This window comes from Bradyrhizobium sp. Pa8 (assembly GCF_052588265.1).
Genome location: NZ_CP176767.1, coordinates 7,077,596 through 7,092,021, shown reverse-complemented (window position 1 = coordinate 7,092,021; position 14,426 = coordinate 7,077,596). Strand labels below are relative to the sequence as shown.

General features: G+C 59.8%; 11 protein-coding genes and 2 pseudogenes. 5 read left to right on the top strand and 8 right to left on the bottom strand.

Going from position 1 to position 14,426, the window contains the following annotated elements:
- Positions 1 to 137: 137 nt before the first annotated feature.
- Positions 138 to 518 carry a YybH family protein gene (locus tag ACKWRH_RS33650; protein WP_445217024.1) on the bottom strand — a complete coding sequence of 127 codons (381 nt, stop codon included), beginning with the start codon at positions 516 to 518 and terminating at the stop codon, positions 138 to 140.
- A gap of 285 nt (positions 519 to 803) precedes the next feature.
- Here ACKWRH_RS33650 and ACKWRH_RS33645 point away from each other — a divergent pair, with 285 nt between their 5' ends.
- Positions 804 to 1,184: a YybH family protein gene (locus ACKWRH_RS33645; protein WP_445217023.1), complete on the top strand. Its 381-nt coding sequence runs from the start codon at positions 804 to 806 to the stop codon at positions 1,182 to 1,184.
- An 83-nt stretch (positions 1,185 to 1,267) separates the two neighbouring features.
- Here the strand turns inward: ACKWRH_RS33645 and ACKWRH_RS33640 are convergent, their stop codons facing one another.
- The 4 genes and pseudogenes from ACKWRH_RS33640 to ACKWRH_RS33625 form a co-directional block, all read right to left on the bottom strand.
- Positions 1,268 to 1,537 (bottom strand): hypothetical protein, encoded by a 270-nt coding sequence (locus ACKWRH_RS33640; protein ID WP_445217022.1) that lies wholly within the window; start codon positions 1,535 to 1,537, stop codon positions 1,268 to 1,270.
- Positions 1,538 to 1,614: 77 nt separating this feature from the next.
- Positions 1,615 to 1,875, bottom strand: coding sequence for an SDR family NAD(P)-dependent oxidoreductase (locus tag ACKWRH_RS33635; protein WP_445217021.1), 261 nt, complete (start codon positions 1,873 to 1,875; stop codon positions 1,615 to 1,617).
- Positions 1,876 to 1,910: 35 nt separating this feature from the next.
- A pseudogene (locus ACKWRH_RS33630) lies at positions 1,911 to 2,122 on the bottom strand (adenylate cyclase); the annotation flags it as partial.
- 166 nt (positions 2,123 to 2,288) lie between these two features.
- The gene (locus ACKWRH_RS33625) at positions 2,289 to 2,615 is read right to left on the bottom strand and encodes a winged helix-turn-helix domain-containing protein (RefSeq protein WP_445217020.1); all 327 of its coding nucleotides are present in this window, start codon (positions 2,613 to 2,615) and stop codon (positions 2,289 to 2,291) included.
- Here ACKWRH_RS33625 and ACKWRH_RS33620 point away from each other — a divergent pair.
- The 3 genes and pseudogenes from ACKWRH_RS33620 (at position 2,586) to ACKWRH_RS33610 (ending at position 5,954) form a co-directional block, all read left to right on the top strand.
- Positions 2,586 to 2,969, top strand: coding sequence for a DUF1127 domain-containing protein (locus ACKWRH_RS33620; RefSeq protein WP_445217019.1), 384 nt, complete (start codon positions 2,586 to 2,588; stop codon positions 2,967 to 2,969). The genes ACKWRH_RS33625 and ACKWRH_RS33620 overlap by 30 nt on opposite strands.
- A gap of 33 nt (positions 2,970 to 3,002) precedes the next feature.
- The gene (locus tag ACKWRH_RS33615) at positions 3,003 to 4,562 is read left to right on the top strand and encodes a hypothetical protein (RefSeq protein ID WP_445217018.1); all 1,560 of its coding nucleotides are present in this window, start codon (positions 3,003 to 3,005) and stop codon (positions 4,560 to 4,562) included.
- A 357-nt stretch (positions 4,563 to 4,919) separates the two neighbouring features.
- Positions 4,920 to 5,954 (top strand): annotated as a pseudogene (locus tag ACKWRH_RS33610) (IS110 family transposase).
- Between the two features lie 519 nt (positions 5,955 to 6,473).
- Here ACKWRH_RS33610 and ACKWRH_RS33605 read toward each other — a convergent pair.
- Complete coding sequence (locus ACKWRH_RS33605) at positions 6,474 to 7,298, bottom strand: class I SAM-dependent methyltransferase (RefSeq protein ID WP_445217017.1); 825 nt, start codon at positions 7,296 to 7,298, stop codon at positions 6,474 to 6,476.
- 415 nt (positions 7,299 to 7,713) lie between these two features.
- On the opposite strand from ACKWRH_RS33605, the gene ACKWRH_RS33600 reads away from it, so the two are divergent.
- Positions 7,714 to 8,886: a tetratricopeptide repeat protein gene (locus ACKWRH_RS33600; RefSeq protein ID WP_445217016.1), complete on the top strand. Its 1,173-nt coding sequence runs from the start codon at positions 7,714 to 7,716 to the stop codon at positions 8,884 to 8,886.
- Positions 8,887 to 9,194: 308 nt separating this feature from the next.
- On the opposite strand, the gene ACKWRH_RS33595 is transcribed toward ACKWRH_RS33600, so the two are convergent.
- A complete protein-coding gene (locus tag ACKWRH_RS33595; protein ID WP_445217015.1) occupies positions 9,195 to 12,524 on the bottom strand; it encodes an AAA family ATPase in 3,330 nt (1,109 codons plus the stop codon).
- A gap of 35 nt (positions 12,525 to 12,559) precedes the next feature.
- Positions 12,560 to 14,002: an FAD-binding oxidoreductase gene (locus ACKWRH_RS33590; RefSeq protein ID WP_445217014.1), complete on the bottom strand. Its 1,443-nt coding sequence runs from the start codon at positions 14,000 to 14,002 to the stop codon at positions 12,560 to 12,562.
- Between the last annotated feature and the right edge of the window lie 424 nt (positions 14,003 to 14,426).

Sequence of the window (14,426 nt, the reverse complement as noted above, 5' to 3'; positions counted from 1 at the left end):
TTCAGTGGCATTCAGCTCAAGGCCACTAGGCGACATTTCATCTCATCGACTAGTCAGGGCCGCGCGAGCGAACTCGTAGCAAGTCAAATCGGGAAAGCCTTGTTACGCATTGGATCGCGCCGATACTCCGTCCGCCTCTAGCTAGTCGGCATGCTATTCCAGATGTCGCGATGCAAGTGCCACCGGCCATCCCTTTGGAGCCAAACAACGAGGTACTTTACCTTCGCCTGTCCAGAGCTGAGCTTCAGGTCGGCCTCGCCAATCTCGTAAGCGGTGTCGCCGGCAACCTCGAGGTCGATCGTCTTGAGAGTGACGTCTATTAGACCCAGCGCGTCTGCCGCCGTCCGCCAAAATTCCTCTATCGGCTTTCTCCCCGAAACAATCGGCGCATCGGGCGGTAGAACCTTGGCGTCCTCGGTATAGAACGCAGCCATACCGGCATAGTCCTTGCCGGCGGCGGCGACGCCAAACCTGCGATTTGCCTCATCGACTGCCTGTCGAACCTGATCAGAGTTCATGACGATCCTCCCGCTCTAACAATGTTACTTGCCCAGCATTGTCGCGAATGGCGCAGAGTTTTTGCCGCTGCCGTAGGTTCTCAATGCCCTACGCATCCGCGTACGACGTTACCTTCCAACATCTCGTCACTCGACAGCCGCCCGGTCCAGCAATAGAATTTGACCGCCCCTGAAATCGACTGTCCGAAAGGGCGGCTTCGCCACGTGCGGATCAGGGTGAGTTGAGATTTTCGCCGGACGTGGCGCAAACTACCGCAAATCTCATCGCACCTCTAGGAGGCGAACATGGATATATCCCAAGCATTTTCCAATTTGAATGCCAGGTTTGTCGAACTGGTCAACGGTCACGACGCGCATCGTTGGGCGGCATTGTTCTCCGATGACGCTGTTCTCGTACCGGCCGGACAACCGACTGTGGTCGGGCGCAAAGGCATCGAAGAATGGGCCGAAGTCGCGACCAAAATCTGGAATCATCTTGAGATCCAGCAGGGACACTGCTCGGACGACGGAAGCGTTATTTGGGAGCAAGGGACTTGGACCGGGAATGTCAACCTGCCCGATGACAAGACAACGGATATCAGCGGAAACTTCTTGCTTATCGCAGAGAAAGACGCCCCCGATTTGCGGATCAAGGCGCACACGTGGAACGTCAATCAGATGCCGTAGTGATTGCCTGCTTTAAGCGTGCGCCGCTTTATAGGCCGGTGACTTTCAGGACCCCCTGGTCACCGGCAAGACATGACGAACACCTATTGAGGGTTCGCGGCCTTGTCGAAAGCAGCGACGATCTTGCCAAAGCGCTCCTCGACCGCGGCACCCGGGTTGGCGTACGTGAAGATATAGAGGTCGTTATCACGCACGGCCGCCATGACGCGCTGTGCGACCGTTTGCGGATCCAATCCCGCCTGCACGAGTGCTTCCAATTGCGCATTGGCTTGGGCAAGCGGGCCGCCGAACCGCGGCGGGCGGTTGCGCGAACTGGTAGCGATCCGCGTACGGACGAATGACGAACACAGCACGGTGACGCCAATCGGGCTTCCGCCAATTCGGCAGCCAGCGTCTCGGAGAGAGCTACAACACCAAATTTGAAAGCGTCTTATGGGGCGGTTCCGGGCGGACAAATAACGCCTGCAAGCGAAGCGGTATTGACGATGTGAGCGTCCTCACCATGCGCCCTGATGTGGGGCAAAAGCGCCCGTACGCCATGGACGACGCCCATGAGATTGACCGCGATGACCCATTTCCAGTCGTTCGGGGCAATCATCTCGAATTGACCTCCGACGCCCACACCGGCATTGTTCCAGAGGAGGTGAATGTTGCCGAAGGCAGCGAACGCCTGCTCTGCTGCACGCTCCACGGAAGCGCGATTGGAAACGTCGCAAACCACTGCGCGTAACGAACAGTTAGCTCACGGCCAATCTGCTGAAGATTTATCGCTTTGCCCTTGCACGTGAATGCGATGTGTCGGCCGATGACAAAACGAGCCGGAGACACGCGACAAGTCCGTGGTCAGGCTCGGTCACACCATCAACGAAATATTCTCGCTCGGGATCTCCGCTGAGATTGGCGAACGGCAGCACAACGATTGAAAGGCGAGGGGCTGAAGACGGCGTCTCTTCAGTCTCTACACGATACGTCGTCGAACCGGCCTGCTCGGCCCGGCTTCCCTGCCTTTCTTCCTGCACGATGCGAAGCGGAAACCTTTGCGCGACACCGTCTTGATGAGACCTTGCCGTTCGCCGCTGTCGCCAATCACACGTCGTGCGACATTCAGACGGTTGTGAGCGCGGCATCAGATACCGCGCGTCCGTACCAGATCGCATTGATCAGCTCATCCTTGCTGACGACGCGCTCCCGGTGAGGTATCAGGTGCGCGAGCAAGTCAAATACCTGGGGCGCTACGGGCAACGCATCCGGTCCGCGACGAAACTCGCGGCGGTCGGTGTCCAACGCGTGGCACGAGGGAATGTAGCAGTAGGGTGCGACGCAGAAAATAAGCCTCTGGTGAGGAAAATGTGAGCTCGGTGTCAAGCGCCTCCGATCTGCCCTGGCAAGGTCGCCCCGTGGGTGGTCACTCCGGGATATAGCGATGAGCACGATTTATACTGCGACGGGATCGGCGCAGACGTCAGTGTCGACGCAGCGCCCCCCAATTTTCTTAAGAGTCATTTTGACGCTTTTTGTGCTTGTCGTATCCGCCAAACCTTCCGAGCGACGCTGGACGACCTGAGCGAGCTGGAGCTCAGGGATATCGGAATAACTAGGGGCGAGATCGAGTATCTCGTTCAAGGATCCCTCGACCGACCCACGCGGTCTCCTAGACCAATCGGGGGCTCCTTCGATTGGAAGTCGCTTGGGAGAAGCGAGATTCGACGACGTCGGTTCAAGGAACGGGATGGCTTAAGGAAGTACCCACTTATAGTTTGTTTGCTGCCGGACGAGACATCTTAAGATTGTGTTGGATGCAGTCGAGGAGGACTTCCGATGCGCAGGCAGCCTGTTCCGCTTACTCCGGGTGACCTAGTCAATCGTCAATTTGGCACCGACGACAACCTGATAGGCAATCCTGACGCACCGACCCTATTCGGGGATGCTGGTGGTAGCATGTTTGACTTTTCGAAGGGAGGGAACGACACCTTCGATGAAATCGGACTTTCCAATTACACATTTTATGGCGACGTGGTTGGCAGCATTTTCGATTTTGCGCAGGGCGGCGATGACACATTTAACGGACTCCCAATGGCTGGTGTCACTGCCTACGGGGACGCTGGCGCGGACATGTCGGACCACAGTAAGGGCGGCAACGACACCTTCTTGAGTGGAACTGGCAGACAGCAAATCAATACGTTTTTCGGCGATGCCGGCGGCGCCATGTCGGGTCACGCTCAGGGCGGCGATGACACTTTTATTACTCAGACGGTACAGGGCGGCACCCACACTTTTTACGGCGATGCGGGCGGCGAAATGTCTGGCCACAGCAAGGGTGGCAATGACAGCTTCCAGGGCTCCAGGCAGGCGGCAAATATCTTTTTCGGGGACACCGGGAGCAACATGTCCGGCCACGCCCAGGGCGGCGATGACACATTCACAGCCAGAACGGACTCAGGCAACACATTCTACGGAGATGCCGGCGGTGACATGACCGGCTACAGCAAAGGTGGCAACGACACCTTCAACGGGGCCTTGTTCGCCACGCAGGTGTTCTATGGTGATGCCGGAGGTAACATGTCGGGCCATGCTGAGGGAGGCGACGACAGTTTCATGGGCTCCGGTGGGGCGGTAACGTCAAAGACCTTTTATGGCGATGCCGGCGGCGACATCTCCGGCTTTGCCGAGGGCGGCAACGATACTTTCGTCAACGACGGCGGCTCCACAGTGTCTTTTTACGGGGACGCCGGCGCCACAATGTCGGGCCATGCGAAAGGCGGCGACGACGTTGCGACGTTGCAGGGGAGCAAAAACTTCGCCCTCGGCGATGCTGTTACGATGCTCGACGCTGCCAGCGGAGGTGGTGACAGTCTAAGCGGCGGCGACAGGTCGCTGACCGATGTTGTAAACGAGCTCTATGGCGACGCCCAGGCCATGGGCGGGGCGACCCAAGGAGGCGATGATCTTCTCGTCGGCGGCCACGCCGTTGAAATCGGCCGGGTCGACAACTTCTTGTGGGGCGATGCGGCGCAAATGTCCGGTCGTGCCAAGGGCGGCAGCGATGTCCTATACGCGGGGACGGCTGGGCAAGGTTGCACAGTCAGCAATGAGATGTGGGGAGATGGCGAGCTGAGCGGCAATGCTCATGGAGGTGCCGATACGTTTGTATTCAAGGACGACGGTTCAATGACCGTAGGAACCAACAATGTCATCCAGGATTTCAGCCAATGCCAGGATGATAAAATAGCCTTCATTGATGTTGCGGGCGTGCAGTCGTTTGATGACCTTGTCATCACCCAAAGCGGAAGTAGCACCATTATCATGGCGGGAGCTGATCAAGTCACGCTTGCAAACTTCACGGGCTTGATGATGGCGAATGACTTTTTGTTTGTTTGAAAGCGCCCTCTTCGTCACCATGGCTTCATCTAACAGGCCGCCCTAATGGGAATCGGTATTACCGTGGTTTGGCTGCCCGGGTACCTTGCGACCTTCTTTAACGCTTGAAGGTCCAACCTCTATGTGGCCCCTCTCGGGGCTGGAGGCACTACCACTTCGCGGGCTGCTGAACGGCGTGGATCGGGCAATGTCTTCATGATGCGGTCACTAGTGACCACTCGCCGCGGGGTGGATCGGATCGTCGTTTTTGCTGCGCGCATGAGTCCGGATTTGATGCTGTGGACGGCTCCTCCACGGGCACGAGAGTGCCAAGGAGTGGGCGCCGTTTGAGGCTCCCACGATTCGGAGGAGCAGCCTATGCAGTCAATTTCGACAATCGGTCTGGATATCGCGAAGTCGGTCTTTCAAGTGCATGGCGTTGATGCAGCCGGCCAGGTAGTCGTCCGCCGTCAGTTAAAGCGCCAGCAGGTCGTGGCATTTTTCCAGAAGTTGCCACCATGTTTGGTGGGGATCGAGGCCTGCGCCTCGTCGCATCATTGGTCCCGCGAGCTGCAGGCGCGCTGGGGCATACGGTGCGATTAATGCCTCCGGCCTATGTGAAGCCCTACGTCAAGCGACAGAAGAACGACAGCACGGACGCGGAGGCGATTTGCGACGCGGTCACGAGACCCAACATGCGGTTTCGTGCCGACCAAGACGGTCGAGCAACAGGGCTGTCTGATGCTCCACCGGGCGCGTCATCTCTTCATCCGCCAGCAGACTGCCGTCATCAATTCAACCCGCGCCTATCTTGTCGAGTTCGGGATTGTTGCCCCCGTCGGGCGCAGGGGTGTCGAGCAGTTGCTGGAAGTCGTCGCCGATACAGCTGATCGCCGGCTCCCAGACGTGGCCCGCGCGTGTCTTGCTGCTCTCGGCAGCCAATTGCGCGTGCTGAAGGGCCAGATCCTGGAGTTCGACCGACGCATCATCGCCTGGCATCGATCAAGCGCGACGAGCAAGCGGCTGGACGCGATCCCGGGCGTCGGTCCGGCGCTGGCAACAGCGCTGGTCGCGAGTGTTGCCGATGCCAGGGCCTTCCGATCGGGACGGGATTTCTCAGCTTGGGTTGGGCTCGTGCCGAGGCAGAACTCGAGCGGTGGCAAAGACAAGCTCGGCAGTATCAGCAAACAAGGCGATCGCTATTTGCGCAGCCTGTTCACGGCCGGAGCGCTCGCCGTGATCCGCTATGCCAAGATCCATGGCACCGGGCATCGGCCCTGGCTCACGGGGCTGTTGGCGCGTCGACCGACAAAAGTCGCTGCGATTGCACTCGCCAATAAGCTCGCCAGGATGGCATGGGCGATGATGGCCAGGGGTGAGCTCTACAGGGAGCCCGTCGCACTCGCGGCGTAAAGGAATCGCGCCGGATATCCGGCGTGACGTCACGGTTGGGAGGGCGACAGCACGTAATGCAGCGCCGGTCGATCCGGCGATCAGGACAACCCACATGGGCCACAGCATCATCGAATGCGAGGTTTTGAGAGGGACCTGATCCGCGGAGGGCATTATGGCCAGCGGTCATGAGTACCGCGCAAACAGGCCGAACACATGGCTGCTCCGACCACCGCCGCAGACGTGAAGAAAACTCTTGCCAACCCGGAGCCGTCCACACATGGCCCTTAACAGAACAAGGCTTGAGCATTTGCCAGGTCGGCTGACAGCGGTAGGCCGGACATCGGCCAGTGCAGCTTCACACCGCCGCTTGTGACCCGGAGCGGTCTTGGGCGCGGCACTTTTGCTGTGACGCACAATAGGGATGTGGCAGGGCGGGTTCGTCAACTTGAGGGAAGAGCATGAGAAGTCGTCCCCGCTAATCGAAGGGTGCCATAACACGCATCGTCTCCTCGGATGCCAAAGCCATCGCATTCGTCGTCAGCGATGCCCTATTGCCACGTAAGCCTCAATTGGTGCGGCGAGGCCATCGCCAACGCGGTAGGCGGCAAGTGCATCTCTTACGTCGGCGGTAATCTTTGCGTGTGCCTCCTTGTCCAAGCCGGCAACTGCTGCTGCGACAGGGGTTGCTGAAATATAGCCTGGCACGTATTCAGCTATTGAGGTGTGTCGAATGGTCTCGCTGTCGATTCGAATTTCGACGTCTCGAAATCGCGCCGCAACAATGACTTGTTGTAACTGGTCAGCGTCACCGAAGCTGAATGCTGATCGAATTTGCGCAGCCTGTTCACTCCCCACATTACGATCAACAGCCTCAGCGATCGCCGCTTGCCACGGGCAATGCTCGATTGAACGCCAGACGCTAATAACTGTCCGACCTCGATCGGCCAACACTCGATGCATTTCGGAAACCGCTGCGGCTTTGTCAGGAATGAACTGCAAGCCATGTTGGCAAATGACACAGTCGAAAGTCGCATCAGCAAACGGCATGTCTGTAGCGCTGCCCACACGCCAATCGATCGCGCCGGCTGTTTCATGCGAAGTGCGCGCCCGCGCGAGCATGCCCTCGTTGAGATCAAAGCCGACAACCTGTCCTGTAGAACCGATCCTATTTGCTACGAGTCGGGTCACAACACCAGTGCCGCACGCGACGTCCAGCACGCGATCGCCCGGTTTGATCGCGGCGAGTTCCACAAGTCGGCGCGAGTAGTCCTTTAAGAAGACCTCGACGATGTGTGTGTCGTAGGCGAGGGGAGCGTTACCTTCGAGCTGCCAACCGGGAGCGCCGGAGCTACTTTGTGACATTTTCGCCTCCGTCGCAGGCAGAACGGAAACAATTTTAGTAGCCAAGCGAGAAACTTTCCACGTCACACATACATGCGTCGAGATCAGTGTGCCGGCAAGCGTTCATCTTCACCGCCACCGACGATCTGCAGTGTCGGCCTCGTGATCGAGTAAAACCGCCAATTGCTGCGGTGCATGAGTCCGGTTATGGCCCTGAGCCGAAGTCCTCGGCGGCCGCCGGCGCGTCTGTTGTTGGGTATAGATAGAACGCGAGGATTGCCCACCATCGGCTGCTCCGGAGCGGACATCATCAATTAGACTTCACCGCAACAACTCGTAAGAGGTGTGAACTTGGTCAGCAACCTTGACCAACGGGACGCCGCAAAAACCTGCTAGGCTTGAGCATCCGGGCACTTAGCCCTGCGAGGATGCAAAGGTGACGAATTCAGAAGTCTCCAGCGGCCAACAGGACAAACCGCCATCCGAAAATGACTCGCTGAACAAAACGCCTTCCGACAACGAGCCACCGGACCAGCCGGCATCGACTCTCAACTTTAAGGGTCTCGTGCGGGCGCGGTTGCAGCTGATCGGCGGGGCGCTCGCCTCGATTGCCGCGATCGGCGCGGTCGCGGGGGGCCTCGTCGGCTACTGGACTGTGTACGTATCACTTACGGACGTCGCGAGCGGTCGGGACGTCTGGTCCGATCGTTTCGACGGCGATCGTCCGAACCTCGCCGCCTTGCAGGACCAGATCACAGCGCGGCTCGCTCGCTCGCTGAACATTGAATTGATCCAAGCGGAAAGCCGTCGCAGCGAAGTGGATCGAACGAGGAATCCAGACGCCACGGACTTCACGATGCGCGGCTGGGCAAAGCTCTTCGAGCCGCCGTCGAAGATTCAGAATAGTCAGGCAAAGGACCTGTTCGATAGTGCGCTGCGCCTTGATTCAGACAACGCTGAGGCCATGGTCGGGAAAGCGCGGTGTTTGGCCGCCGATGTGAACAATCGATGGTCTGCTTCCGTGGTCGAAGACAAAAAACAAGCGATCGACCTCATAGACAAAGTTCTGTCCAAGAACTCGTCAAGCGCGACTGCTCATGCGATCAAGGGAACCCTTCTTCTATTTGGAAACCCTGAGGGGGCTATGGCTGAATACGATGCTGCGCTCGAAATTGATCCAAATAATCCTGATGTCTACGCTGCCAAAACAATTGCACTTGTTACCTCTGGGCGAGCGCGCGAAGCCTTCTCGCCGGCCCAGTTGGCTCTCCGAATCAGCCCCAAAGATCCCTTTGCTTCCCGTTGGCGCTATTGGCTCTGCCATGCACACTTGCACCTACGCCAATATGGAGAAGCCATCGAAGAATGCAGGCGCTCGGCCAATCCGAACAACTGGTACGCCTATGTGGATCTGACATCGGCTTATGGAGCCACGGGGCAATTCGAACAGGCACAGCAGAGCTTGACTGAATTGAACAAGCTCCGGCCGGACTTTACGATCCAGTGGTACCGTGACCTCGGTTACTCAATCTCAAGCAACCCGCAGTTTCGTCGAGAGTTCGATGACATTCTCGATGGGCTGAGGAAGGGAGGTGTCAGGGAGCAATAAAAATGCAAAGCCATTTGCCTGCTGACATTGCCCGCCTCTTCCATCTCGAATGTCACCTATTGGCCCATGGCTGACTTCGCCGCCGCTGCCGCTCGCGTCCGATCTCGGAGGGAAAGCGGACCAAAACACGATTGGCCGGTGATGACAGCTTTGACCCACAGCAGAAGTGGCGTGTCTGCAAGATGTCCGCTTTGCCCGGTGTCTAAACCGGTCGGTTCGGCCTTGGTAGCCCTTTGAACCCAAAGTCAGCCTGCGAGATGCTCTGTCTTGTCCGGAACCCAGATCGAGTGGTTAATGCGTCAACTTGGTCACAAGTCTGCCAGCAACTTGCGAGCTTCCACGAGATCGCGTGTTTCCAAGCCCTCACTGAACCAGCTGTAGATCGGCACAAGAGCGTTGCGCGCCTCTCGCCGCATGCCGCGTGCCGCTTGAAGTCTGGCGCGCGCAACGCTTGCGCGAAGCTCGGGCAACCTTGCTCCTTGGGCCGCGGCAATTTCAATCGCAGCCTCGAACTCCGCGTCCGCTTGATTTTCGGCCTCCGCCCCGGCTGCGAGCAACAGCAGTTCACCGCGCTCCCGGTGAAGTTCGACGGCGCACCAGCTCTCGAGACTTGCGTCCGCAAGTGCGACCGCTTCGTCGATGACCCGAAGCCCGGCCACGGCGTTTCCAGCCTTGCGACGAAGCGCGGCGAGCAAGCCAAGATGGTGCGGAATACGTAGCCCCGCACTTGTGCGCCGGAAATCCTCAAGCCCCGCATCAAAGTCCGCAAGACCTTCGTCACGCCGGCCGGATTCTGCAATCGCCCAGGCGCGAACGAGGCTGGCCCATGCGCCATAGTAGTCGAAGCCGTACTTGGCGCAGATGTCGCGTGACTCGACAGCGGCTTGCAGTGCGGCATTTGGCTCCCGATGGAATTGATGGAGCATCGCCAGATAGTTGAGCGCGAGCGCAATGCTGAATGGATGTGAAATCTCACGCGCCACGGCGAGCCCTTCCTCCGCAATCCTGAGGCTACGAACGGGATAGCCCAGATGCCAGTCGCAATGGCTCATATAGGCACGGCAGAATACGCTCATATTAATTCCGTAAACTTCGGAATAATAGCGGCCGCGGTATTCGCCGGCTTGTGCGCTTCTCTCGAGCCGATCGCGCGAGAATTGAAATTGGCCAAGGTGGAACGAGAGCACTCCCGCAAGATGATCGGCTTCGGCCTGACGCACGGGATCACCGCTTCGTTTGGCCAGCAACTCCGTCTCCTCCACGAGGCTTGTGACCTCGCGCAGGTTGGCGCGCACGTGATAGACGTGGCCGAGCCCCTTCAACGCGGCGGAGAGATCAGCCTCGCTCTGCAGCTCGCGGCTGAGCTCCTGCGCACGCTGGAACGCCGCTTCCGCCTCGCGCGACGCAAATCCCTTCGTTGCAATCAACGGGCCGCCAAGCCCAAGCTGCAGGTCGAGCTCGAAGCGCGAGCGTGTTGCGCCGAGGAGAAGTGTTCGGGCGCACTCGAGCCCTGATCTCAAATGGGCAATTGCCTCCATATTCGCCGATCCAGCGGCTGCGAGGCGACCGGCCCTCAGCCAGTATGGAATGGCCTTCTCTGCCAATCCGGCCTCGCCGAAGTGACGGGCGACGAGCTCCGGCTGCGCTTCGATAAGTTGAGGACACAGCGCTTCGATCGACGTGGCAATCCGCGCGTGCAATTCCTGGCGGCGCCGTTTGAGCAGGCTTTCATAGGCGGCGTCGCGCACCAGGGCGTGCTTGAAGACATAGGTAGCGGCAGGCGCTAGCCCCCGCCGGAAAACGAGCTCTGCGGCCACCAGGCGGTCAAGCGCCGCGGCGAGCTCCACCTCTGGCATCGACACGACTGCAGCAAGCAGCTCGTGATCGAACTCGCGGCCGATGCAGGCTCCGATTTGGGCGACCTCCTTGACGGGAGCAAGGCGGTCAAGCCGCGCCATCAACGAATCGTGCAGCGTCGCTGGAATCGCCAAGGACGGTAATGCTCCGGCGAGCACGTAGCGAGCGCCGGTGTAGCGGAGAATCCCGGCTTCAAGAACGGCCTTCGTGAGCTCCTCGGTGAAAAGCGGCACACCCTCGGTCCGCTCCAGTATCCGATCGAGAACCTCGGCGGGAAGCGCTTTACCATCGGTGATCCGGTCGACGAGCACGACCACCTGCGCCTGTGGTAGGCGGTTCAGCATGAGCAACGTGACGTGCGGAAACCCGGTCCATGGCGGCGGGAGCTCCGGGCGGAATGTGGCGACGACCAGCACTGGCAAGTCCTGGAGACGATCCACGATCTGGTCGAACAGCTCGCGCGAGGTCGGATCGAGCCAGTGCGCGTCTTCAAGCACCATCAGAACCGGGCCACAAGCGGCAAGTCGATTGAGCCGGGCCAAGAATGTGCGGAACAGGAGCGCCTTCCTTTGCTGCGGCGACATCTCTGGCTGGGTGCTCGGTCTCTCACTTGGAAAGCCAAGCAGTTCGGCAAGAAGCTGGATTTCATCGCTAGACAGCCTTTCGCCGTCTTCGCCAAGGAGTAATTTGAGGCGCTTGAGCCTTGCTTCCGCGGCATCCTCAGGTGCGAACCGCGCCTCGCGCTCGAGCTGCGAGATAAAGGGAAAGAGCGGGCTGTTCAGGTGATGCGGCGAACAGGCATAGCTAACGAGCGCGATTTGTTTGGTCTGTAGCCGCTCGCGCATTGCGAGCACCAATCGTGATTTTCCAATTCCCGGCTCGCCAAAAAGCAAGACGACCTGTCCAGCCCCTCCTTCTGCAAGCCTCCACCGTGACAGCATCAGTTCGAGTTCCTCGCCGCGCCCAACGAGTGGCGTGACGTGGGCGCCGTGCAGAGCCTCGAACCTGCTCTCTGCCCTGCCTTCGCCTATGACCCGCCACGCTTGGACCGGTTCGACAAAGCCCTTGAGCTGAAGGGAACCGAGCTCAACAAATTCGAAGAGATCGCCGACGAGGCGGCGCGTGCTGTCGGCGATAACGACCGTACCGGGCTCCGCAATCTGTTGCAGACGGGCAGCGAGATTGGGTGTCTCCCCGGTGACCGTTTCCTCCTGCGCAGCACCTTCCCCGAGCAGATCGCCCACCACGACAAGCCCGGTGGCGATGCCGATACGTGCCGCCAGCAGGCCCCCTGCGCCTGACGACATGCCGCTGACCGCTGTTGCGACGGCAAGTCCCGCCCGGACGGCTTGCTCCGCCGCATCTTCGCTTGCGCGCGGCCAGCCGAAATAGGCCTGCACCCCGTCTCCTAGAAACTTCGCGACGTGGCCCTCCAGTCGCGCAATCTCTCCCGCCACTGTATTCGAGTAGGCCCGCATGACGTCGCGCAGTTCCTCGGGATCGAGACGGCGGCTGAGGTCGGTCGATCCGACGAGGTCGACGAACATGAGCGTGAGCTGACGTCGCTCGACCGACGCAGGGGGCCGCGCCGCTGCCAGGTCCGCTGGCAGCAGGCCGATTGCATCGAGAATCTTTCGCCGATGGCCTACGGCCTGGACTCCAATCTCCTTGAGATCTTCAACCGTCAGATGGGACAGGATCTCAGGGTCAATTCCGTTGTCGCGGAAGGTCTGCTCATAGGACTGCAAGCCCAGGGTGCGCAGCCATTCTCCGATGTCCAACTTCGTCTCCGTTGCGCCTCAACTACGGTTTCTTGTCAGGCGGCCGGTCGCTGTGCGGCGGACGGCATGACGTTCTGGTTTAACCGGAACAGGTTGCCGGGATCGTACTTGGCCTTCAGCGCCGCGAGACGAGCATAGTTCGGGCCGTAGGCGCCCGCCACGCGATCGGTCTCGTCCTCCGGCATGAAGTTGACGTAAACGCCGCCGGTTGCGTGGGATGCGGTCTCAGCAAAGAGCTGGCGCGCCCAGCTGATCGAACGTTGCTCATCCGCCGGGTCGCGCCATCGTGTGTGAACGTTCATGACGAACTTCGCATCGCGGTGGGGGAACACCGTGGCGTCGATGGCTACGCGGCTGGTGGCACCGCCGAGCTGACCAATGAAAATCTCGCACTCCCCAGTCGGCAAGCTTGTCGTCTGACTTACCAGCGTGTCGAGGAGCCCGTCCTTCAGCTCAACGAAATTGTGCGACTTCCAGTAATTATAGGCGCCGGGCGTGAGCAATGGGTCAAACGCAGTCTGCCACGTCGCGAAGGGCTGCATGCCGATCACGTCCGCGATCGGCTCTCCGAGCGCGCGCAACGGCTCCAATGCGCGCTTGCCCTCGTTCTCATCTCCCGCATAACAGACGGCGAACGCGACAATCTCCTTGCCGTGAACCTCGGCAGGCAAGAACGGCAACGGCGGCGCCTGCCTGAGCACCACCCACACGGTCAACTCATCGGGCGCCTTGGCGGCGACGTCACGATAGCCCGCGAGCAGCTCCTTCGCCCGGGCAAAGGGATGGATGATAAGCCCGGCCAGAACCATTGGGCCAACAGGGTGCAGGCGGAACTCAAAGGAGCTCACCACCCCGAAATTGGCTCCGCCTCCGCGCAGCGCCCAGAACAGGTCGGTATTCTCGGCGATGCTTGCCCGGATGAGCTCACCTTCGGCCGTCACCACGTCGGCCGAGATCAGATTGTCGGCGGCAAGCCCGAACTTGCGGCTAAGCCACCCGAACCCGCCGCCCAGCGTCAATCCCGCAACGCCGGTCGTCGAGTTGATCCCGAGCGGGGTAGCAAGGCGGAAAGCTTGCGCCTCCTTGTCGAAGTCGCCAAGCGTTGCCCCCGGGTCCACGCGCGCCGTGCGGTGAAATGCATCAACCCGGACGGAACGCATGAGCGAGAGATCGATCAAGAGCCCGCCGTTACAAACGGCATTGCCCGCGATGTTGTGTCCGCCGCCGCGCACGGCGACCAAGAGGCCGTACTCTCGCGCAAACCGTACGGCACGAATGATGTCTGCGGCCCCTTTGCAGCGCACGACCGCGCCTGGGCGGCGATCGATCATCGCATTCCAGATCGTACGTGCTTCATCGTAGCCCGGCTCCTCGGCCAGACAGACGTTACCCCGCAAGGTTTGGCGAAAGGCCTCAATTGCATCGCTTTCAAGTGTAATCGCCTCGCCCTGCAGCGAGGCCAGCCGGATCTGCGTCATGGCATCTCCTCCGTGACTAGCGGTAGTATTTCGGCAGTCAGTTCTCACTTGAACGGATCAGCGGAAAGGACGACCACGTCCACGGCTGTTGCAATCGACGTGGCGCATCACACCGCTGCACGCCCGTTCGACATTGCGAACGGCAGATATCCGCCTAGAGTTTAGTCCTCCGGCAAAACGAATGGTTCAGCGACAGAATGTCTCGTGGATGAGGAGCGCCTACAAGCCTGCGCGGGTCCACTTTCCGTCACCTGCAAACGAAACCATGAAAATCCGGTCCACTAAGGGAACTTCGGGGTGGAGGAAAGGATGGAGGTCGAAGCCAACTCGTCGGCCGATGCCGCTTTGCCGTCCAAAGCTGCCATTTCTCGCAAGTCGGTTACTGGCCCTTAGCAGGTAGCGAGCCGCTTATCGTCACGTCGGC